General features: G+C 68.0%; 20 protein-coding genes. 14 read left to right on the forward strand and 6 right to left on the reverse strand.

Annotated features, from left to right (window positions below):
• From FK256_RS02840 to FK256_RS02895, 12 genes are all read left to right on the forward strand, one after another.
• A partial coding sequence (locus tag FK256_RS02840; protein ID WP_211343512.1) for a hypothetical protein occupies positions 1-245 on the forward strand: 245 nt, incomplete at its 5' end.
• 352 nt (positions 246-597) lie between these two features.
• Positions 598-2,415, forward strand: a complete 1,818-nt coding sequence (locus tag FK256_RS02845) for a DUF7926 domain-containing protein (protein WP_141423647.1) — start codon at positions 598-600, stop codon at positions 2,413-2,415.
• A 228-nt stretch (positions 2,416-2,643) separates the two neighbouring features.
• Positions 2,644-2,811: a hypothetical protein gene (locus FK256_RS14240; RefSeq protein WP_021609168.1), complete on the forward strand. Its 168-nt coding sequence runs from the start codon at positions 2,644-2,646 to the stop codon at positions 2,809-2,811.
• Between the two features lie 265 nt (positions 2,812-3,076).
• Positions 3,077-4,405, forward strand: coding sequence for a homoserine dehydrogenase (locus FK256_RS02850; RefSeq protein ID WP_141423648.1), 1,329 nt, complete (start codon positions 3,077-3,079; stop codon positions 4,403-4,405).
• Between the two features lies 1 nt (position 4,406).
• A complete protein-coding gene (gene thrB / locus FK256_RS02855; protein ID WP_021607017.1) occupies positions 4,407-5,309 on the forward strand; it encodes a homoserine kinase in 903 nt (300 codons plus the stop codon).
• 311 nt (positions 5,310-5,620) lie between these two features.
• Positions 5,621-7,687: a transcription termination factor Rho gene (gene rho / locus FK256_RS02865; protein ID WP_141423649.1), complete on the forward strand. Its 2,067-nt coding sequence runs from the start codon at positions 5,621-5,623 to the stop codon at positions 7,685-7,687.
• A gap of 184 nt (positions 7,688-7,871) precedes the next feature.
• Positions 7,872-8,084 (forward strand): 50S ribosomal protein L31, encoded by a 213-nt coding sequence (gene rpmE / locus FK256_RS02870; RefSeq protein ID WP_009232438.1) that lies wholly within the window; start codon positions 7,872-7,874, stop codon positions 8,082-8,084.
• Between the two features lie 120 nt (positions 8,085-8,204).
• A complete protein-coding gene (gene prfA, locus FK256_RS02875; RefSeq protein WP_141423650.1) occupies positions 8,205-9,299 on the forward strand; it encodes a peptide chain release factor 1 in 1,095 nt (364 codons plus the stop codon).
• Positions 9,289-10,185, forward strand: coding sequence for a peptide chain release factor N(5)-glutamine methyltransferase (gene prmC / locus FK256_RS02880; protein WP_141423651.1), 897 nt, complete (start codon positions 9,289-9,291; stop codon positions 10,183-10,185). The genes prfA and prmC overlap by 11 nt, the downstream gene beginning before the upstream one ends.
• 102 nt (positions 10,186-10,287) lie before the next feature.
• Positions 10,288-10,593, forward strand: a complete 306-nt coding sequence (locus FK256_RS02885; protein ID WP_043539168.1) for a nucleotidyltransferase family protein — start codon at positions 10,288-10,290, stop codon at positions 10,591-10,593.
• A complete protein-coding gene (locus FK256_RS02890; protein WP_170197894.1) occupies positions 10,583-10,936 on the forward strand; it encodes a HepT-like ribonuclease domain-containing protein in 354 nt (117 codons plus the stop codon). The genes FK256_RS02885 and FK256_RS02890 overlap by 11 nt, the downstream gene beginning before the upstream one ends.
• 190 nt (positions 10,937-11,126) lie before the next feature.
• The gene (locus FK256_RS02895; protein WP_141423653.1) at positions 11,127-11,519 is read left to right on the forward strand and encodes a VOC family protein; all 393 of its coding nucleotides are present in this window, start codon (positions 11,127-11,129) and stop codon (positions 11,517-11,519) included.
• On the opposite strand, the gene FK256_RS02900 is transcribed toward FK256_RS02895, so the two are convergent.
• From FK256_RS02900 to FK256_RS02920, 5 genes are all read right to left on the reverse strand, one after another.
• Positions 11,456-12,166 (reverse strand): helix-turn-helix transcriptional regulator, encoded by a 711-nt coding sequence (locus tag FK256_RS02900; RefSeq protein WP_141423654.1) that lies wholly within the window; start codon positions 12,164-12,166, stop codon positions 11,456-11,458. The genes FK256_RS02895 and FK256_RS02900 overlap by 64 nt on opposite strands.
• Positions 12,167-12,276: 110 nt before the next feature.
• Positions 12,277-12,693: a MarR family winged helix-turn-helix transcriptional regulator gene (locus FK256_RS02905; protein WP_141423655.1), complete on the reverse strand. Its 417-nt coding sequence runs from the start codon at positions 12,691-12,693 to the stop codon at positions 12,277-12,279.
• 83 nt (positions 12,694-12,776) lie between these two features.
• Positions 12,777-13,772, reverse strand: coding sequence for an NADP-dependent oxidoreductase (locus FK256_RS02910; RefSeq protein WP_141423656.1), 996 nt, complete (start codon positions 13,770-13,772; stop codon positions 12,777-12,779).
• 391 nt (positions 13,773-14,163) lie between these two features.
• Complete coding sequence (locus tag FK256_RS02915; RefSeq protein ID WP_141423657.1) at positions 14,164-14,637, reverse strand: MarR family winged helix-turn-helix transcriptional regulator; 474 nt, start codon at positions 14,635-14,637, stop codon at positions 14,164-14,166.
• Positions 14,618-15,253 (reverse strand): DJ-1/PfpI family protein, encoded by a 636-nt coding sequence (locus tag FK256_RS02920; RefSeq protein ID WP_141423658.1) that lies wholly within the window; start codon positions 15,251-15,253, stop codon positions 14,618-14,620. Before FK256_RS02920 ends, FK256_RS02915 begins: the two co-directional genes overlap by 20 nt.
• A gap of 132 nt (positions 15,254-15,385) precedes the next feature.
• Between FK256_RS02920 and FK256_RS02925 the strand changes: the two genes are divergently transcribed.
• Both FK256_RS02925 and FK256_RS02930 read left to right on the forward strand, forming a co-directional pair.
• Positions 15,386-18,319: a UvrD-helicase domain-containing protein gene (locus tag FK256_RS02925; protein WP_141423659.1), complete on the forward strand. Its 2,934-nt coding sequence runs from the start codon at positions 15,386-15,388 to the stop codon at positions 18,317-18,319.
• A 106-nt stretch (positions 18,320-18,425) separates the two neighbouring features.
• The gene (locus FK256_RS02930; protein WP_141423660.1) at positions 18,426-19,427 is read left to right on the forward strand and encodes a CPBP family intramembrane glutamic endopeptidase; all 1,002 of its coding nucleotides are present in this window, start codon (positions 18,426-18,428) and stop codon (positions 19,425-19,427) included.
• A 147-nt stretch (positions 19,428-19,574) separates the two neighbouring features.
• On the opposite strand, the gene FK256_RS02935 is transcribed toward FK256_RS02930, so the two are convergent.
• On the reverse strand, positions 19,575-20,294 hold the full coding sequence (locus FK256_RS02935) for a nitroreductase (RefSeq protein WP_141423661.1): 720 nt from the start codon (positions 20,292-20,294) through the stop codon (positions 19,575-19,577).
• Between the last annotated feature and the right edge of the window lie 39 nt (positions 20,295-20,333).

A 20,333-nucleotide genomic window follows, 5' to 3' on the forward strand; every position in this document is an offset into this window, starting at 1 on the left:
TGGAGGAGTCGTTGGGGACTTCGAAGGCTCGTCGTGACCTGTCGGTCTCTCTGAACAATGTGGGGCGGGTGGCCGAGGTCCGTGGTGACTGGGATACGGCGCAGGTTGCCTACCAGCAGTCGCTGCAGATTCGTCGGGAGCTGGAGGACCTGCTGGGAACCCCGCAGGCTCAGCAGGACGTGTCAACCTCTGAGGAGCACCTTAGGCGCCTGAGTCAGAAGCGCGCTGACCTGGGAGAACTCTGAGCGGAACCGTATCTCAGTAAAGCTGAGGACCACCTGTTCGGAAGACGGAACAATCACAACGCGACCCGTCTGATAGGGGAGGCACAGTGCGCGCACAGGCGCAGCACATGAGTCTTGTATGATACCTACAAATGATAGCGGCTCGAGTTGTCTGAAATCTAGATCACAGTTGTGTTGAGATTGTGACCTCGTGCGTGTTTTGTTTGTTCGCTATTCCCAAACAGTCGGTTTGTGACACAGTGGCCTTGGTCATCACGGGGCAGCCTTCCCGTCTCCTGAGCGGGTAGTGAGGGCGTCCTGTGATGGTTCACGAGGCAGACCTTGTTATCTATGCCAGGAATCCGGAGATCCCATGAACACATTGTCCACGGGCGCCACCTCTCGGCCGGCCCTCTCACGGGGGGCGGTGAGGGGACTCGTCGCCATCCTTGCTCTCTTCCTCGTCGCGATCTTGTCTCAGCTCTCGCCCCAGGCGAGCGCCGACGAGAACAAGAGCGTCAACGTTTCCAACCTGTCTCTGACACGTGTGGACGGCAACAACGTTGAGCAGGACGGGAAGCTCAACTACTACGACCTCGCTCGCCTGAGCTTCGACTGGAACGGCGTCGACGCCAACCTCAAGTCGGGCGACTCCTTCACCATTGGTCTGGGCGAGTACTTCAGCAACCTGCAGAACAACGCCACCCACCCGATGACCGTCGAGTACGGCGGCAAGGACGTTGAGGTCGGCACCTGCACCCTCACCGTCAGGGACGTCACCTGCACCTTCAACTCCAAGGTCGATGAGCTGAAGGCTGCCGGCTTCCACAACTTCAAGGGCAGCGGCTCTGCCCTGGTGTCGGTCGTTAAGACCACCGACTCGCAGACCGTTGACCTCACCGCCAACGGCGTCACAACCCCTGTCATTCTGCCCGGTGGTGGCGGCATCGGCGGTCCTCAGGAGAGCGACTGGGAGCTCACCAAGTGGGCCTCCACTTTCTACAACAACTACAAGGAGCTGACCTGGGGTGTGAACTTCGGGACCAACCAGACCACTGGTGGCAAGCTCGGTAAGACCTTCGACGGTTCCCGCCAGACCATCGTCTTCACCGACACCCTCGGCGGTGGCATGAGCTTCAACCAGGCCGACGCCTCTCGTACGGTGCTCTACCTGCGTCCCGCGGACGGCAAGTCCATCCCGCTGACCAACGCCGCCGGCCAGGACTCCACCACCCAGTACGGTGACTTCGACGTCAAGGCCTCCTACTCCGCGGACGGCCGCGTCGCCACCTACGAGGTGACCGGTCCGTTCCAGAACAGCACCAACTTCACCCTGGAGTACCCGGTCTCCTTCGTGGACGCCAACGGCAACGCCGTCACCGCAACCCGGGGCACCGTCTACGAGAACAGCATCAACCTCAACGGCACGGACCTGATCAGCACTCAGCGGCAGTCCTACGTCCAGTACTTCGACATCTCGGTCCAAATGGAGCCCGGCTTCGGCACCTTCGACGTGACCAAGGTCGTTCAGGGCGACGGCGCCGCTCAAGCTGCAGACTCCTCCTTCGTCGTCGACGTCGCCTACGAGCTGCCGGCCGCCGCCAGTTCCTACCCGAACTGGAAGGCCCCCGAGGGCCAGAAGCCCACTGGCGAGGGCCGCACCGGTACGTCCTCCGTCACCGTCAAGCCCGGTGCACCGGTCACCTTCGAGGGGACCTTCCCCGTGGGCACCAAGATCACGCTGAGCGAGGACATCTCCAAGGCCCAGCCCGCAGCCTCTGGCTACAGCTGGGGCGAGCCGGTCTTCACCGTGGACGGTCAGAACACCAACACCTTCACCATCCGCGACCAGGAGCTCGTCAAGGTCTCTCTGACTAACACGACGACCACGACTACGGCTCCGCCGACCACCACGGCTCCGCCCACGACCACGGCTCCGCCGACCACCACGGTCCCGCCGGCCACCACGCCTCCGGCGACCACGGCTCCGCCGACCACCACGGCTCCGCCCGCGGTCCCGCCGACCACCACCCCGGGCGCTCCGGTTCCGCCCACCTCCACCCCGAGGACGCCGACCAGCACCCCGCCGCTGGCTCGCACCGGTGCTAACGCCGTTGCGCTCCTGCTCCTCGCCGGTGCCGGCGTGGGTGGCGGCGCTCTGCTGGTGGCTCGCCGCCGCAACGCCTCCTGAACGCGGGTGACCGCTTCTCGAGCCTGAACTTCATCAGGAGATCCCAGTGGCCCCTCCCCGGTTCAACCGGGGCGGGGCCACTGGCGTGCCGTCTGCATTCCGGGCGCTCCCGGGCCCGGGACGGTCCCTGGGCATGAGGGCGACTCAACCCTAGGGAGGAGCCTCCCTCACCATCAATCATTCTCCCGGGGGTCTCGGTGGCCTCGTCTCCCTTTCTAGCCTGGAGTCATGAGCGCAGCGACATCCTCTTCTCCGTCCTCACTGACCTCCTTCGTCTCCTCCCTGGAGCAGCCGCCCCCGGCCTGGGGGAGCTTCGACGACGTGCCGGCCCCAATGTCCATGGGCCTGGGACGGGTGATCGGTCGGCTGCTCAAGCAGCTCCTCTGGCGCCGCTGAGGGCCCTCGCCGCCTGGTAGACGCACTACCTCGGTGAGATCGGTCCTTGGAAGACCGGCTCTTCGCGAGCGGGGCGTGACGGGGTCGTCGCGTGTCCGTACATCGACAGGCAAGCGCTCCCGGGCCGATGGCCCTTATGCTGGCCCGCAGCGACGGTCGGCCCACGCGGGCAGCAGGTCACAGGCTCCTGCCGTATCCGGCCCCATCGCTTCACGCAGTCGAAGTGCCCGCAGAAGGCACGCTACACAGCAAGGTGGTCCATCTCGTGGCTCAGGAGCTCTCACCCGCCCAGCGCACCCTCACCGTCGGCGTCCTCGGCGCCGGGACCGTCGGCAGCCAGGTGATCCGCCTGCTCACCGAACAGGCTGACGACTTCGCTGCCCGTTCCGGTGCTCGCCTGGAGATCACGGGAGTGGCCGTGCGCGACGTCGACGCTCCACGAGACGCCTCGGTGCCCCGGAACCTCCTCACTGACGACGCCACCGCCGTCGCCACCGGCAACGATCTGGTCATCGAGCTCATCGGCGGCATCGAGCCCGCCCGGACCCTCATCCTGGCCGCATTCAAGGCCGGGGCCAGCGTCATCACCGGCAACAAAGCCCTCATCGCCGCCCACGGTCCCGAGCTCTACGCGGCCGCGGCCGCTGCCGGCACCGATTTCTACTACGAGGCCGCCGTCGCGGGCGCCATTCCCGTCGTCTATGCGCTGCGCGAGTCGATGGCCGGGGACCGCGTCACCAGCGTGCTCGGCATCGTCAACGGCACCACCAACTACATCCTCGACGAGATGAGCACCAAGGGCCTGTCCTTCGAGACCGCCCTGGCCACCGCCCAGGAGCTCGGTTACGCCGAGGCCGACCCTACCGCCGACGTCGACGGCCTGGACGCGGCCGCCAAGGCCGCCATCATCGCCTCGCTCGCCTTCCACACCCGCGTGGGCCTCGACGACGTCTCCGTCGAGGGCATCCGCGCTATCACCGCCGATGACATCCGCGAGGCCCACGCCTCGGGCTGCGAGCTCAAGCTGCTCGCCATCGCCCAGCGCCGCGACGACAAGCACGCCCACGGCATCTCCGTGCGCGTCCACCCCGCCCTCGTGCCCAACGACCACCCGCTGGCCAGCGTCCGCGGCGCCTACAACGCCGTCCTGGTCGAGGCCGAGAGCGCCGGGCGCCTCATGTTCTACGGACAGGGCGCAGGGGGAGCCCCGACTGCCTCAGCCGTCCTGTCCGACGTCGTCGCCGCCGCCGCCCACCGGGTCCACGGCGGCCAGGCCCCCCGCGAGTCCTCCTACGCGAGCCTCCCCGTCCTCGGCCCCGAGGCCGCCGTCACCCGCTACCAGATCCAGCTGCGCTCAGACGACGCCGTCGGCTCCCTGGCCGCCATGGCCTCCGTCTTCGCCGAGAACGGGGTCTCCATCAACTCGGTGCGTCAGAGCGCCTACGTCACCACCGACGGCAGCGACGACCAGGCCGTCGTCACCTTCGTGACCCACCCCGCTCCCGTCTTCCACCTCGACGCCGCCGTCGAGGGGCTGCGGGACTCGGACCGGGTCGCCGAAATCGTCTCCGTCCAACGCGTCGAGGGCGAGTGACATGCGGATCGTCTACGAGCGCGCCGCCGTCCGCGTCCCGGCCACGACGGCGAACATGGGGCCGGGCTTCGACTCCTTCGGCATGGCCTTCCGCTACTACGACGAGGTCTCGGTGCGCCCGATCACCGGCGTCACCCGCGTCATCGTCGAGGGCGTCGGAGCCGAGACGGTGCCCACTGACGACGACAACCTCGTCGTGCGGGCGCTGCGAGCCGGCCTGGACGCCGTCGGCGCCCCGCAGGCCGGTTTCGAAATGCGCTGCCTCAACCGGATCCCCCACGGCGGAGGCATGGGTTCCTCCGCCAGCGCTGCGGTGGCCGGGCTCATGCTGGCGCGCGGTCTCATCTCCGAGCCCGAGGCCCTCGACAACGACCGGATTTTTTCCCTGGCCACCGAGTTCGAAGGCCACCCCGACAATGTCGCCCCGGCCGTCTTCGGCGGAGCCACCGTCGCCTGGGTCGAGCGCGGCGGCCATCCGCGCATGGCGCCCATGCCGGTGGACGCCTCACTCGGGGTGAGCCTGCTCATCCCGCCGTCGACCACGCGCCTGTCCACCAAGGAGGCCCGCCAGGTCTTGCCCGTCTCCGTTCCGCGCGAGGACGCCCTGTTCAACACCTCCCGGGCGGCCGTCCTCATGCTCGCGCTCGCCGGGCGCCCCGACCTGCTCATGGCCGGCACCGAGGACCGACTCCACCAGGAGTACCGGCGCGGCGTCCTTCCGGCCTCCATGGCGGTCATGGACTCCCTGCGCGAGCAGGGCTACCCGGCGGTCATCTCCGGAGCCGGCCCCACAGTACTCGTCCTGTCCACACTGGCCGAACAGACCCGCTTCACCCTGGAGAACCACGGCTGGAGCGTGCTCAGCCCCGGCATCGACACCCGCGGCGCGGTCCTGACCTCCTGAATCTGCCCTACGTGTGGAGACAGATGCGGTGACCGTGCGCGGGTGTGATGTCTCGGAACATAGACGGCGAGAAGCTGGAATATCGGTGGAACGTTGCGCGTTGCTCCGTTAGGCACTGCGTGAACGGGCTGCTATGCTGACACCGTCGGCCGCGCGGATTGCACCGCGCCGCTGACCGCACCAGCCCCGGACCTGAGGCTTATGCCCCTGCAGGAGCCGGCAGTGCATGGCCTTCCCCGTGAACGATTCCGGGGGGTCTCCCCAGTTGAACGTCTCCTCCCGCGGAGCGTCATCACACCGTTAGGACACTCGTGACCGAGACCTCCAGCGCCCAGCCCTCACTTTCCACCATGCGTCTGGCCGAGCTCCAGTCGCTCGCAGGCTCCATGGGCCTCAAGGGCATCTCCCGTATGCGAAAGAGCGAGCTCGTCTCCGCCATCCGTCAGGCGCGCGCCTCCTCATCCTCCGCTTCCGACTCCCCGAGTGCGTCGACCGGCTCATCCGATGCCGACGGGACCGACATCCCCGATTCCTCCTCCGGCGCATCCTCCTCTGAGCCCGCAGAGGCGACTGCTCCGGCGCGCTCGCGCCGTCGTCGCGCCACCGCGGCCTCCGGCGCCCCCGAGGAGCGCCAGTCTTCGCCGGCGCTCGACCTGGGCATCGACCTGCCCGACCGTTCCGGCTCCTCCGCCGACTCCGACGACGAGGAGCGTCCCGCGCGCAACAGGTGGCGCGAACGCACCGCGCGTTCCGAGCAGACGGGCGACGACGGCGACTCCTACGCCCGTTCGGAGCGCGGCGAGCGTTCATCGCGCGATCAGACGCGCCGCGGCCGCAGGCGCGCCCACGCCTCCGCGGGAGCCCCCGAGCCCCAGGAGCGCACCTCCCGCGAGCCCCGCACGGACTCGCCCGAGGACCATGCCGATGCCAAGGCCGCTCTCATGCGCGACCTGGCCGACGCCACTGGGACCTCCGTCGTCGAGCCCCGGGAGCGCTCGCGCCGGGGCCGCGACGGCAATGACGACGCCGACGGCTACGACGACGAGCGCGGCGGGCGTCGACGTCGGGGCCGCAAGCGCGGACGCGACCGCTTCGACCGTGACGACCGTGACGCCGGCCGCGAGCACCGTGACAACAACAGCGGGCGCGGCAACCGCAACCAGCCGCGCGAGGACGAGGTCCTCCTGCCGGTGGCCGGCATCCTGGACGTCACCGACAATCAGCACGCCTATCTGCGTACCTCCGGCTATCTGCCCGGCCCCAAAGACGTCTACGTCTCCAACCAGCTCATCAAGGACAACGGGCTGCGCGCCGGCGACGCCGTGACCGGCTGGGTCCGCGAGGGCGGAGATTCCTCCGCGCCCCACCACGGCGGACGCAACAACCGCCGTCAGAACCGCGCCGGCCGGGTCAAGTACAACCCCATGGTCAGCGTCGAGACCGTCAACGGCATGGACGCCGAGCGCTCCAAGCGCCGGCCTGAGTTCGCCAAGCTTACCCCCCTCTACCCCCAGGAGCAGCTGCGCCTGGAGACCACGCCCAAGGCCGTCACCCCGCGGATCATCGACCTGGTCTCGCCCATCGGTAAGGGGCAGCGAGGGCTCATCGTCTCCCCGCCCAAGGCGGGTAAGACGATCGTTCTGCAGCAGATCGCCAACGCCATCAGCGTCAACAACCCTGAGGCCCACCTCATGGTCGTGCTCGTCGACGAGCGCCCCGAGGAGGTCACCGACATGCAGCGCACCGTCAAGGGGGAGGTCATCGCCTCCACCTTCGACCGGCCGGCCTCCGACCACACGATTGTGGCCGAGCTGGCCATCGAGCGCGCCAAGCGCCTCGTGGAGCTGGGGCAGGACGTCGTCGTGCTGCTAGACTCCATCACCCGCCTCGGGCGCGCCTACAACCTGGCGGCGCCTGCCAGCGGCCGAATCCTCTCCGGTGGTGTGGACGCCTCCGCCCTCTACCCGCCCAAGCGCTTCTTCGGCGCCGCCCGCAACGTGGAGAACGGCGGCAGCCTGACCATCCTGGCCACGGCGCTGGTGGAGACCGGCTCCAAGATGGACGAGGTCATCTTCGAGGAGTTCAAGGGCACCGGGAACATGGAGCTGCGCCTGTCGCGCCAGCTCGCCGACAAACGCATCTTCCCGGCCGTGGATGTGGCCGCCTCCGGCACCCGCCGCGAGGAGCTGCTCATCGACCCCGCCCAGCTCAAGATCATGTGGCGCCTGCGCCGCCTCTTCGCCGGGCTCGAGCAGCAGCAGGCCCTCGAGTTGGTGCTGTCCAAGCTCAAGGACACCCAGTCCAACGCCGAGTTCCTCATGGTCCTGTCCAAGACCACTCCGGCCAGCGCCTCGCCGGCCGACGGCGAGGACGAGTAGAACCTGCGGAACCGGTTCGGTTCCCGGCAGGACCGGGCGAGCTCGACTCCAGGCAGGTGCCCGTTATCACCAGGCACAACCGTTGCGCGGGTGAGCCGGCCGGTGGCATAGTCTGCTGCTGGCCTCCGGTTCACCTGCGCCCCCGCGCGGGACCCGGGACCCTCTGACGCTTAAGGAGAAACCTATGAAGCAGGGCATTCACCCCGACTACGTGGCCACCACGGTCACGTGCACCTGTGGCAACACCTTCGAGACCCGCTCCACCGTCACCTCCGGTGAGATCCGCGTGGACGTGTGCTCGGCCTGCCACCCCTTCTACACCGGCAAGCAGAAGATCCTCGACACCGGTGGCCGAGTCGCCCGCTTCGAGGCCCGGTACGGCAAGCGCGGCAAGTAACCGCGTCTAACGACGTCGGCGGCCGGCTCCCAGAGCCGCCGTCGGCGTCGTTCGCATATCGCGGCGTGTATCGCAGGTGCGCGTCAGCACGATTCCCAGCCCATGAAGGAACCCGAGTCCATGAGTGAGGACTTCTCCGCCGCCGAGCCGCTCCTGGCCGAGTACGCGGACATCGAGGCCGAGATGGCCGGGCCCGCGGCAGCCGACCCCGGCGCCATGCGTCGGCTGGGGCGCCGCTACGCCGAGCTGGGCAGGGTCGTTGCCGCCTACCGGGCCTGGCAGACGGCCAGCGCCGACCTGGCCGATGCCCTCGAGCTGGCGGCGGAGGATGAGGACTTTGCCGCCGAGGTCCCGGCGCTTGAGGCGGCCGCGACCGAGGCCGGCGAGCATCTGCGCGAGGTCCTCGTGCCCCGCGACCCCGACGACGCCCGCGACGTCCTCATCGAGGTCAAGGCCGGTGAGGGCGGGGAGGAGTCGGCGTTGTTCGCCTCCGACCTGGCCCGCATGTACTCCCGCTATGCCGAACGACAGGGGTGGGCCGTCGAGGTTCTCGACGCCACCGACTCCGACCTGGGCGGTTACAAGGACGTGCGGCTGGCCATCAAGACCCGCGGACCCGTGGAGCCCCAAGACGGGGTGTGGGCGCACCTGAAGTACGAGGGCGGCGTCCACCGCGTCCAGCGCGTCCCGGTCACCGAGTCGCAAGGGCGCATCCACACTTCCGCCGCCGGAGTCCTGGTCATGCCGGAGGCCGACGACCCCGGTGAGCTCCAGATCGACGCCGCAGACCTGCGCATCGACGTCTTCCGCTCCTCGGGGCCGGGGGGCCAGAGCGTCAACACCACCGACTCGGCCGTGCGCATCACCCACCTGCCCTCCGGGATCGTCGTGTCGATGCAGAACGAGAAGTCCCAGCTGCAGAACAAGGAAGCGGCCATGCGGGTCCTGCGGGCCCGGCTCCTGGCCGAGCGAGCGGCCGCCGCCGCCGCCGAGGCCGCGCAGGCCCGTCGCAGTCAGGTGCGCACTGTGGACCGCTCCGAGCGAATCCGCACCTACAATTTCCCTGAGAACCGGATCGCCGACCACCGCACCGGCTTCAAGGCCTACAACCTCGATGCCGTGCTCGACGGTGACCTCGGCCCGGTGATCGCCTCGGCTATCGCCATGGACGAGGCTGAACGATTATCCCAGGTGGGTGAGGGCAGTGGCTCCTGAGTTGTGCGGCGGCGCGCCGGCGGGCGCGGTGGACCGCTACGGGCTGCGGGCGCTGGTGCGCCAGGCGGCCGGGCGGCTGGCTGCGGCCGGCGTGACCAGTCCCCAGGTCGATGCCCGGATCCTCGCCGAGCACCTGCTGGGGCGGGCACTGCTGCTGGCCGACGGCGCCGACGGAGACTTCCCGGCGGCCTATGACGCGCTGGTGCTGCGACGCGAGTGCCGCGAGCCCCTTCAGCACATCATCGGGCGCATGTGGCTGCGGGGGGCCGAGCTCATCAGCCGCCCCGGCGTCTTCATCGTGCGCCCGGAGACCGAGGTGGTGGCCGGAGCCGCCATTGAGGCCGCCCGCGAGGTGATGGCCGGCGGCGGGGGAGTGGTTCTGACCGCCGACCTGTGCACCGGTTCGGGAGCGATCGCCGCCTGCGTCGCCAAGGAGGTGCCAGGAGCCCGGGTGGTCGCCGTCGAGATCAGTGAGACCGCCGCGACCCTGGCCCGCGAGAACTGCGAGCGGCTGGTCCCCGGACGCGTCGAGGTGATCCACGCCGACGCCACCGACCCGCTTGTCCTCCACGACCTCAACGGGCAGGTCGACGTCGTCGTCTCCAACCCGCCCTACGTTCCGGCCGGCGCCGTGGAGGATACTGAGACCTCCCAGCATGAGCCCACCGTGGCCCTCTACGGCGGGGGACCCGACGGGCTGGATATTCCGATCGATGTCCTCGTGCGCTCGGTCGCGCTGCTGCGCACCGGCGGGGTGCTCGTCATGGAGCACGACCACGAGCAGGGGGCACTGCTGCGCGCGGCCGCGCTCGGGGCTGGGTTCAAGCAGGCTGAGACCGGGCAGGACCTCACCGGCCGCGACCGCTACCTGCGCGCGGTGCGGTAAATCCCGCCGTCGGGGCCAGCAGTGCTCGGGCCGCCTGCCGCCTCTGCAGTCGGCGTGCTGGATACTCTGGTCATAGTTCTGCGGTTCTGAGAGAATAGTTCTGTGGCGGTTAAAGTGACGATTGATACCAAGGCGCTGGCGGAGGCATGCGCCCGGTTCGGTGTTGCTCGATTGCGTGTTTTCGGGTCGGTACTTACCGATCATTTCGATCCCCATACCAGCGACATTGACTTTCTTGTTGATTTCCAAGCGGGTCGTAATGATCGATTTGCTGATTTCTTCGGTCTGCAGGATGAGTTGACGAGGATCTTCGGCAGGAAGATTGACCTGGTCGTTGCAGAGTCGGTCAAGAATCCTTACTTCAAGTCCTCGGTGCTGAGGGGTGCTGAGGATGTCTATGCGGCCTGAGTCCTATGCTCACATCTGGGATGCTCTTCAGGCGGTGCGAGCCCTGCGACGATTCACGCAGGGTGTGAGTGAAGAGGAGTACCTGTCAAACCTGATGTTGAGTTCCGCTGTCGAACGGCAGATCGAGATCCTCGGTGAGGCGCTGAATAGGGTGCGGAAATCTGATCCACAAACGGTTAACCAAATTCCTGACATTCATCGAATTATTGGAATGCGTAATATTATTGCTCATGAGTATGGGAGTTTGGATAGTCAACTCGTCTGGGCTGCGGCGACGACTCGTGTAGTGATGCTTGAGACGATCTTGGCTGAGATGCTCCAGGATACTCATTGGCCTGAGTGACGGCGCCGAAGGCCTACCCGAGCCCGACCGCGGCGGGTACGTGATTCAGCTGTGTGATGCTCTCTCGCACTCGGTGAGCTGAGACGCCGCAGTTCGAGCGTATGCGGACTGATCAGGCGTGTCAGGGAGTCCAGCTGGACGTGGCCGTTCTGTTCAAGACGGGATGTCGTAGGCGGCATACGGTGTCGCTATGGCACTACGACTCGGATTCATCGGCATCGTGACTCGCAATATGTCCGCCTCACTCACCTTCTACCGTCTGCTTGGAGCGGCCGTTCCTGAAAGGAGCGACGAGCCGCATGTCGATACCAGGCTCGAAGACGGCACCGTTCTTGCATGGGACACCATCGACCTCATTCGCCGTCTTGATCCCGGTTATGAGTCGCCCTCGGGAGGTCACCGCATCGCCCTGGCCTTTGACCAGGGGACAGTGAGTGCTGTGGATGCCACCTACGCCAGGCTCACCGGAGCAGGATACGAAGGTCGCACCGAGCCGTGGGATGCCCCCTGGGGGCAGCGCTACGCCACGGTGCTCGACCCCGATGGCAATAGCGTCGACCTCTTCGCGGCCTTGGAGAACTGAGCCGGCGTCGCCCCGACCATGCGCACGAACTCGCGGGTCAGATGCGGTTGATCCGCATAGCCGGTAGTCGCTGAGACATGGGCCAGTGAAAGTCCCCGCTGGAGAAGCGAGCGGGCCCGGAGCGCTCGCTCGACACGTGCCAGAGTGGTGTACCCGTAGCCGAAGGTCTCCAGCATTCGTCTGCGCAGCGTGCGCTCCGACCAGTCCAGAGCCCGGGCGGCCTCTCGGGCTGACGCTCCGGTCCGGGCGAGTCGGTGCGCCGTCGTCACCCACGGTTCCGCCTGGTCGGCGAGCAGCGCAGAGAGTACAAGCTCGGGGTGGGGATCGTTGCTCGCTCGCATCATCAGGTCGTACAAGGCAACCGCCTCCGAACCCAACGCGGTGCGCAGCTCCACTACTCGGTTCCTCAGCTCGCTGAGGGCCACGGGCAGGATCCTGCGAGCCGTACCCGCCTCCAGCCTCAAACCGACGGTGGGGTGAACGTCGTCGGCGGGAGCGTGGATGACACGAGTCTGCGGGCCGCATAGGAGCACCTGCTCGCTGCGGACGATGAGGTCGACGCATCCGTCAGCGGGAATAGGGGTGGCGCTGCCGCCCGCCGATCGCCAGAGCGTGCGCTGCTCACTGAGGACCGTCTCGGAGTACACCTCTCTATCGTGGAGCCGTGAGCGATGCGAGTCCAGAGACCTGTAGAGGATGGATCGTCAGAGTGGATCCGGCACTATACGTATACGCGCGTGGGGAAATATTAGCGAGCTTAGAAGTTGTCACCGTCCTTGGTTGATAGCTGCTCCGCCGACTCGTGAATCACCTCGGTGGCGTCCTCAAGGAAGGTAATCAGCTGATCGACCCGGTTTTCGGGCCAGCCCTCCACCAGGGCGGTCAGCCTCCGATTGGCGGGCAGGAACATCTGGGCAAGGCGATCAACGCCCGTGGCATGGATGGTGAATGAGCGCAGGTCTGTCTCACTGGGACGACGTTCGACCCAGCCGTCGCGGGTGAGTCTGCGTAGCACGCTTGTCATCGTTGTTGTCCCCATCCGGGTTCGGCGGGCAAGGGCAGTGGGGGTCTGCGGACCATCGCGGTGCAGGACGTCGAGCACCGCTAGATCGCTGTCGTTGAGCCCGGTTTGCGCCGCTACAGCGCGGTTGCTGGCGGCGAGCTCACTGTTCATAGCACGCAACGCCCGGATGAGACGCTGATCATGAATCCGTCTGCTCAAGCGATCCTCCTGATCCGGTTCAACGTGGATGGGCGTCAGGATAGATCGACGGCGAGCTTGCCGCGGACGTGGCCCTTTGCCAGCTCGGTATAGGCGGCGCGAACCTGCTCCAATGTGAATGGGTACGTGCGAGCGATGTCGACCTTGATGACGTCGTCCGCCACCAGTTGTGCTACTTCCTCAAGGTCGATGCGTCCACTGCTGTGTCGTGAGCCGGTGAACTGCGCTCCCCTGAGTATCGCCGTGGGTGAGGGAACCAGGGTGCCAATGGAACGGCCCGTCAGCCCGAGATCGCGGCCAAGTTGTACGTAGCCGCCGCCGTAGCAGTCCAGGAGCTTGGTGATAGGTGACGGAGCCGCCTCGCAAACCCGACTTGTCAGGTTCTCACCATAGGTGACTGGAATGATGCCCAAGGAGCGGAGATACTCGGTATTGCGGGCGCCGGCAATTCCGATCACGGTGGCACCCCGGCTCAAAGCGAGCTGAGCGGCAATCGAGCCCACGCCGCCTGCGGCGGCACTGATGACAATGACATCGCCCTCGTGCAGGTTCAGCTGTCTGAATGCGCCGCACGCGGTTTGCGAGGCAACACCCAGACAGGCCGCCTGCGTGAATGACAACGGGGCTGGCTTCTTGACGACATCGTCGGTGGGTGCCACCAACTCGGTGGTGAACGCTCCGTGGGTGTCGGCCTGGCCAGGGGCACTTCGCAAGGTACCCAGCACGGCGTCGCCCACGGCGAGGTCCGTGACGTTGGTACCGACTGCGTCGATGACTCCCGCGAAGTCTCGGGCCACGCCCCTGGGGAAACGGGAGGATGCGCCCTCGAGCCACCGTCGAGGGTGAATGAGGCGTTGAACCCGTTCGACAGGTCGCAGGTCGCCTTCGAAGGTCTTGAAATCGAGAGGGTTGAGCCCGACGGCGCGCACCGCGATGCGTACCTCTCCGTCGCCCGGTGCCTGCGTCGGGCGCTCGACCTCCTCCAGGACCTCTGGTCCGCCGAATCTCCGGTACTCGATCGCCCGACCCATGGTTACCTCCTCTGACTCGCTCGACAGTGAGATGCTGTGCTCACCTTGAACTACTACGTGAAACGAATAGTACGAGATTCGTACTAGTTTAGACAAGGAGGCATCTCTGGATGAGTTCTGTGGGCTCTTCAAGGAGAGGGATGCGGCGCCACTGCGTCCAGGGATGCGGCGCCACTGCGCCCAGGGATGCGGCGCCACTGCGCCCAGTGCTCACTGTCCGACAGTGTCGTCAATGCCAGCAACGCATCCTTTGTCGGCGAGCCCGAGTGCATCCAGGATGATGTCGCTCGTTTTAGCCGTTGACCATGAGCGCGAGTTTCGAATCTGGTTGGACACGGGCGGCTCCCTAGGTGCCCGCTCGGGGTCCGGTGCGGCGGGAGTGGTTTCCTGCTTAAGGCGAGGGCTCCTCTCCGGCGGCTTGCCGGTAGCGGCGTGATGCGTCAGTAAGCCTGCTGATCAGCGTCCCCAGGGTCTTCAGGTTCTTCTCTCCGATCTCCTGGCCGACGGTGTCGGCCCAGGCGTGCTGCTCCGCGGTGAGTGCCGTGATCGCTCGCCGTCCCTTGCCGGTCAGGACGAGCAGGTTCTGACCGCGCCGCCCGGGATTGGGCTGCCAGTGCGCCCAGTCCTGCGCGACGACATCATTGGCCACCCGCTGCACGCTCTGCCGCGTCAGTCCGACCCGACGCGCGATCTTGGCAACCGGCAGCGGTTCCTCCAGGACGGCGCCCAGCACCTGCCACCGGGCCGGGGTCAGCTTATGCGGGGCCGTAATCACCGCAGCCGCCTCCAGGAGCTCCCCGTTGAGGGCGAAGACGGGAAGGACCAAGGCGGTGAGGGCGTCCCCCTCAGGCGTTCTGCCAGGCAACGGTCGCCTCCATCAGGGCCATGTAGTCCTTCTCCTTGCCGTTGAGGAAGACCTGTTCCCAGGAGTCGACCATCGCATCGGGCACAAGCCCGGTGATCCGCATGATCTCCGCGGTGAAGGGGACCGCATGGATGCCTGAGGCCGTGGTGACGCCCCGGTTGGTCACCACTGGGGCCTCCACGTAGTGCGCACCGCCTCGGTATCCGCTGGCCTCAAGGTACGAGGCGGCATTCGAGGTATGGCGGCGCTCGTCCAGGAAACCGGCTCGGGCCAGTAGAAGTGTGGCACCGCAGATCGCCGCCACCGGAATCTCCTTGTCCATGAGATGGCTGGCCGCCTTGATGAGCTTCTCGTGCCCGGCCGCGTAGTGGTCCCCTCCAGGGATGACCAGGGCTGCGAGCGAGCCGTCGGCGGCCAGCGCATCCAGGACGCCGAGGTCGGCCTCCGGCGCCAGCGGCAGGTTCCCGAGCGTGCGCACCGGCTCCAGCCCGTCGCCCACGAGCAGCAGTCGAAAGCGCCCGGGCTTGAGGTGCTCCGCGCCCGTGATCTGAGTGGTGAGGTAGGCGTACTCCCAGTCCGCCATGGTCTCGGTCGTGTATAGGGCTATGGTCCGCATCTCGGCTCCTCTCAGGTTGGTTCCGCCATTTATTGACAGCATGCTGTCAATATCGACAGTATGCTGTCAATGTCTGGTTGGGGTGGAGAAGAACGGAACGTGTCGGTGCCCTGGCCTAGGCTTGGTCTCACGATGAACGCGATGAACTCCCTCTTCGGTGCCCTGCCCATGCCCGGCTCCGGCGGTGCGGCCACGCCGCCGCCCGAGGCCGCGCTGCCCGCCCTCATCCCCACCGGAGGCTCCTTCGACGACGACTCCTGGGCCGACGTCGAGGCGCCGGAGGAGGACTGGGGCCCCGAGGACGCCCCGCCGCCCGAGGACGAGGCCGCCGCAGCCCCCACCTGGGAGGAGCGTCAGGACGAGGTCTCCGCCCTGGTCGCCCGGGCTCAGGCCAATGCCGCCGCGGCGCGGGCCCGAGCCGACGGCGCCGCGCCGTCGGGCCACGTCTCCGGCCCCGCCTGGGGGGTGACGGTCTCAGACCCGGCCGAGCTGCTCTCCGGCCTCAACCCCGCCCAGGAGGCCGCCGTCACCCACGCCGGCACGCCACTGCTCATCATCGCCGGGGCCGGATCGGGCAAGACCCGGGTCCTCACCCACCGCATCGCCCACCTCATCGCCACCGGCCGCGCCCGCCCCGGCGAGATCCTGGCCATCACCTTCACCAACAAGGCCGCCGCCGAGATGCGCGAGCGCGTCACGGCGCTGGTCGGGCCCGCCGGAGCGCGCATGTGGGTCTCCACCTTCCACTCCGCCTGCGTGCGCATCCTGCGCCGCGAGCACGAGGCCGCCGGCCTGCGCTCCACCTTCTCCATCTACGACGCCGCCGACTCCACCCGCCTCATCACTCTCATCGTGCGCGAGCTGGGCATCGACCCCAAGCGCTTCACCCCCAAGACCTTCGCCCGCCGCATCTCCGACCTCAAGAACGAGCTCATCACCCCGGCCCAGTTCGCCGAGCGGGCCGTGACCTCCAACCCCCTCGAGCGCCACCTGACCGAGGTCTACCGCGCCTACGCCGAACGCCTGAGCGCCGCCAACGCCCTGGACTTCGACGACATCATCATGCGCACCGTCGCCCTGCTCCAGACCCGGCCGGCCGTGGCCGAGATGTACCGGCGCCGCTTCCGCCACATCCTGGTCGACGAGTACCAGGACACCAACCACGCCCAGTACGTCCTCGTGCGCGAGCTCGTCGGCGGGCCCGGCACCTCCGGGGCGGACTCGACCCTGCCGCCGAGCGAGCTGACCGTCGTCGGTGACTCCGACCAGTCCATCTACGCCTTCCGCGGCGCCACCATCCGCAACATCGAGGAGTTCGAGGAGGACTACCCGACGGCGCGCACCATCCTGCTGGAGCAGAACTACCGTTCCACCCAGAACATCCTCTCGGCCGCCAACGCTGTCATCTCCCGCAACAGCGGAAGGCGCGAGAAGAACTTGTGGACCGCCGCCGGCGACGGCGCCCCCATCATCGGCTACGTCGCCGACTCCGAGCACGACGAGGCCCGCTGGATCAGCCAGGAGGTCGACCGCCTGTCCGACGAGCACGGCGTGCACCCCCGTGACGTCGCCGTCTTCTACCGCACCAACGCCCAGTCCCGGGCGCTCGAAGAGGCCCTCATGCGCGCCGGCCAGCCCTACAAGGTCATCGGCGGCACCCGCTTCTACGACCGCCGCGAGATCAAGGACGCCATCGCCTACCTGCGCGCCGTCGACAACCCCGACGACGACGTCAACCTGCGCCGCATCCTCAACGTCCCCAAGCGTGGCCTGGGGGACAAGGCCGAGGGCGCCCTGGCCGAGCACGCCGCCCGCTACGCCGTCTCCTTCGGACAGGCGATCGCCGACGCCGCCGGTGCCCCCCGCGAGGCGCAAACAGACGAGGCAGGCGGGGCCGCCGGTGCTGAGAGTGCAGACGGGCAGGCCCCGTCCGCCGCCGAGGCCGGCGAGCCGCCCGAGGTCGAGGGTCTGACCACCCGGGCCCGCAACCAGGTGCGCGGCTTCCACGAGCTGCTCACCACCCTGCGGCACATGGTGACCGCCGGCGACGGCGTCGCCGACGTCCTCGACTCCGCCCTGGACGCCTCGGGCTACCTCGCCGAGCTGCGCGCCAGCGACGATCCACAGGACGCCACCCGTGTGGAGAACCTCGCAGAGCTCCACTCCGTGGCCAGCGACTTCCAGGCCGCCAACCCCGACGGCACCCTGGCCGACTTCCTCGAACGTGTCTCGCTCGTGGCCGACTCCGACCAGCTCCCGCCCAGCGCCGATCTGGAGGACGAAGACGCCCGGCAGGCCGAGGAGCAAGGCCGGATCACCCTCATGACCGTCCACACCGCCAAAGGCCTGGAGTTCCCGGTCGTCTTCGTCACCGGCATGGAGGACGGCACCTTCCCCCACACCCGCTCCCTGGCCGAGGAGTCCGAGCTCGCCGAGGAGCGGCGCCTGGCCTACGTGGCCCTCACCCGCGCCCGCGAGCGCCTCTACCTCACCCGCGCCGCCGTGCGCTCGGCCTGGGGCGCGGCCAACGCCATGCCAGCCTCCCGCTTCCTCGACGACGTGCCGGGCGAGACCATCGACTGGAAGCGCCTGGCATCCTCCATGGAGGCGCTGCGCGGCGGCGGCACCGGCTGGGGGAGCAGCTGGGGGGAGGGCGGCTTCGGCTCGGGCGGTCGGCGCTCGGGTGGTTCCCGGCAGGGCTCCTACTCCGACGACGATGACTTCGCCCCTCCCGTGGGGGGAGGCGCCAAGCGCTCGGGCAAGCTGGGGCGCGTGGAGACCGCCCAGGACCGGGCCGCCAAGCGTACCTCTGCCCGCCTCGAGGCCCGTGGCAAGCAAAGCACCCCCTCGCCGGCCGGGAGCGCAGCCGCCTCGGAGGACCTGCCCGCGGCCGTGGCCGGGCTGAGGGCTGGCGACCAGGTGCGCCACGACTCCTACGGGGTGGGCACCGTCGTCGGCCTGGAGGGCAAGGGGCGCTCCCTGACCGCCCGCGTTGAGTTCGTCATCGACGGAGCCCCCGCCACCAAGCGCCTCATCCTGCGCTACGCCCCCGTGGCCAAGATCTGACGGATCAATCTCTCACGCTACTGGGAACTGCGCTAAGCGCAGGATAAGGGCTGGTTCCTCCTGGCGGGGGAGGCGTGGCTACCGGTGGGCAGGGAACACTGGGGTCATGAACAGCGCGGATTCCTCTCCAGCCTCTTCAGCAGAACCTCGGCCTGTTCGTCTCCTGGACCGACTCGTTCCGGTCAGTCCCCAGTGGCGTATTCCCCCACGGAAGGCGGAGCGCCTCGGCTGGCTCCAGCTCCTTCTGGGAGTCCCGGTCGTCGTCGGCGCTCAGATGGCCGTCGGGCTGCTGGCGGTGGCGACTGGTTTTGCGCGACTCGGTGCCGGTGGCGGAACGGTGGGTCGGCCGGGTGCCGCGTTCATCATCGCGATCAGTGCAGTGCCCCTGACCCTGCTCGGATACTGGCTGCTGGTGCGCTTCGTCGGCGGTCGGCCCGTCATTGAGCTCGGCGGGCGCAGGGCGGCACTGCGCGAGCTCCTGGTCGGCCTGGCCATGGGCGCGCTGCTCATGTGCGCCGTCATCGCGGTTCTGACCCTGCTCGGTTCCTACCACGTGGTGGACGTCGGCTGGAACACGGGGGTCCTCGCCGGTCTCCAAGCCGGAATCCTCGCAGGATTCACCGAGGAGATCCTCGTCAGAGGCGTCATGCTGCGCCTCATCGAGGGATGGCTGGGGACCTGGTGGGCGTTGGCCATCACCGCGGTGTTCTTCGGCGTCGCCCACCTCGGCAACCCTCAAGCCACCGTCTTCGGCGCGGTGGCGATCATATTGGAGGCCGGAATCCTGTTGGGCGCCTGCTACCTGCTCACCCGGCGCCTGTGGCTGGCGATCGGGGTGCACGCCGCCTGGAACTTCGTCCAGGGCGGCATCTTCGGCTCCGACATCTCCGGTACCGGGTCGGGACGCGGACTCATCGAGGCCCGCTTCACCGGACCCGACCTGCTCACCGGCGGAGCCATGGGCGTCGAGGGCTCCATCGTCGCGGTCCTGCTGTGCACGACGGCCGGTCTGGCCATGCTGGTCGCGGTTCACCGGCGCGGGCTCATCGTCCCGCCCTGCTGGCGCCGCCCGGCCCAGGCTGCGCCGGAGATCACGCAGCCGGCCTAGGGTCTGCTGCGAAGCTAGAATGGGGCACCTTGTGTTCGTACCATAGGGTGCGCGGTCGTACCCTCTACCCCTCGAACGCGCGGCATAAGGTACGACCGCGACGTCGAGCACCACGGGCGGTGACGGTCTGAGCGGGCCGCGACCGGATCAGCTGTGAGTCGGCACCAGGCGCACGGGGCGCCGCTCAGCCCGGAAGTCGTTGACCGGGGCGTCGGAGGCGTACCCCAGGGCGAAGCCCGTGATGAGGCGGTAGTCGGCCGGCGCCTCGAACTCGGCGTCGAAGGGGCGGCGCCAGGTGGCCAGGACCCCGAGGGGGCAGGAGTCGACGCCGTGGGCCTTGGCCGACAGGAACAGGGTCTGCAGCATGATCCCGGCGTCGAGCGCTGCGAAGGGCATGAGGCCCTTGTGGATAAGGACGAAACCGATGACCGGGGCGCCGAAGGCCTCACAGTTGCGGCGGGTGGCCGCGTCGCGGGCCTCGCGGTCGTCCCTCGCGATGCCCATGTGCGCGTACAGCTGGCCGCCGACAGCCTGGGAGTGGGGCAGCAGCTCCGCGGGATAGGGCGCCCAGGTGCGGTAGTCGCCGTCGGGCGCCTTGCCGCTCAGGACCAGGCGGGCCATGGCGCCGGGTTCCTTGTGCTGGAAGGGCAGTGTGGCATCGAACTCGGCGATGTAGGCCGAGCGCAGGCGGTCCGCCCGCTCACCGGTGGCCAGCGCCACCATGAAGGGCCGTGTGTTCGACCAGCTCGGAGCCTGACGGGCATCGTCAAGGATGGCGTCGAGGACCTGACTCGGCACCGGGTCAGGCCGGAAGTCGCGCACAGAATGCCGGGCAGTGGCCAAGTCGGAGAAAGCTTCGGGGTTCATTGTGACGTCTCCTTGGACAGGTCATGGAGCCGGTTGACG

Origin of the sequence: Actinomyces johnsonii (assembly GCF_006546835.1) — a bacterium.
In the GTDB taxonomy this organism is placed as follows: domain Bacteria; phylum Actinomycetota; class Actinomycetes; order Actinomycetales; family Actinomycetaceae; genus Actinomyces; species Actinomyces johnsonii.

What these genes read in the sequence shown, in the direction of transcription:
- FK256_RS02845 (WP_141423647.1), top strand. Translation starts at nt 598, where the DNA reads ATGAACACATTGTCCACGGGCGCCACCTCTCGGCCGGCCCTCTCACGG.
- FK256_RS14240 (WP_021609168.1), top strand. Translation starts at nt 2,644, where the DNA reads ATGAGCGCAGCGACATCCTCTTCTCCGTCCTCACTGACCTCCTTCGTC.
- thrB (WP_021607017.1), top strand. Translation starts at nt 4,407, where the DNA reads ATGCGGATCGTCTACGAGCGCGCCGCCGTCCGCGTCCCGGCCACGACG.
- rpmE (WP_009232438.1), top strand. Translation starts at nt 7,872, where the DNA reads ATGAAGCAGGGCATTCACCCCGACTACGTGGCCACCACGGTCACGTGC.
- prfA (WP_141423650.1), top strand. Translation starts at nt 8,205, where the DNA reads ATGAGTGAGGACTTCTCCGCCGCCGAGCCGCTCCTGGCCGAGTACGCG.
- FK256_RS02890 (WP_170197894.1), top strand. Translation starts at nt 10,583, where the DNA reads ATGCGGCCTGAGTCCTATGCTCACATCTGGGATGCTCTTCAGGCGGTG.
- FK256_RS02895 (WP_141423653.1), top strand. Translation starts at nt 11,127, where the DNA reads ATGGCACTACGACTCGGATTCATCGGCATCGTGACTCGCAATATGTCC.
- FK256_RS02905 (WP_141423655.1), bottom strand. Translation starts at nt 12,693, where the DNA reads ATGAACAGTGAGCTCGCCGCCAGCAACCGCGCTGTAGCGGCGCAAACC.
- FK256_RS02910 (WP_141423656.1), bottom strand. Translation starts at nt 13,772, where the DNA reads ATGGGTCGGGCGATCGAGTACCGGAGATTCGGCGGACCAGAGGTCCTG.
- FK256_RS02920 (WP_141423658.1), bottom strand. Translation starts at nt 15,253, where the DNA reads ATGCGGACCATAGCCCTATACACGACCGAGACCATGGCGGACTGGGAG.
- FK256_RS02925 (WP_141423659.1), top strand. Translation starts at nt 15,386, where the DNA reads ATGAACGCGATGAACTCCCTCTTCGGTGCCCTGCCCATGCCCGGCTCC.
- FK256_RS02930 (WP_141423660.1), top strand. Translation starts at nt 18,426, where the DNA reads ATGAACAGCGCGGATTCCTCTCCAGCCTCTTCAGCAGAACCTCGGCCT.
- FK256_RS02935 (WP_141423661.1), bottom strand. Translation starts at nt 20,294, where the DNA reads ATGAACCCCGAAGCTTTCTCCGACTTGGCCACTGCCCGGCATTCTGTG.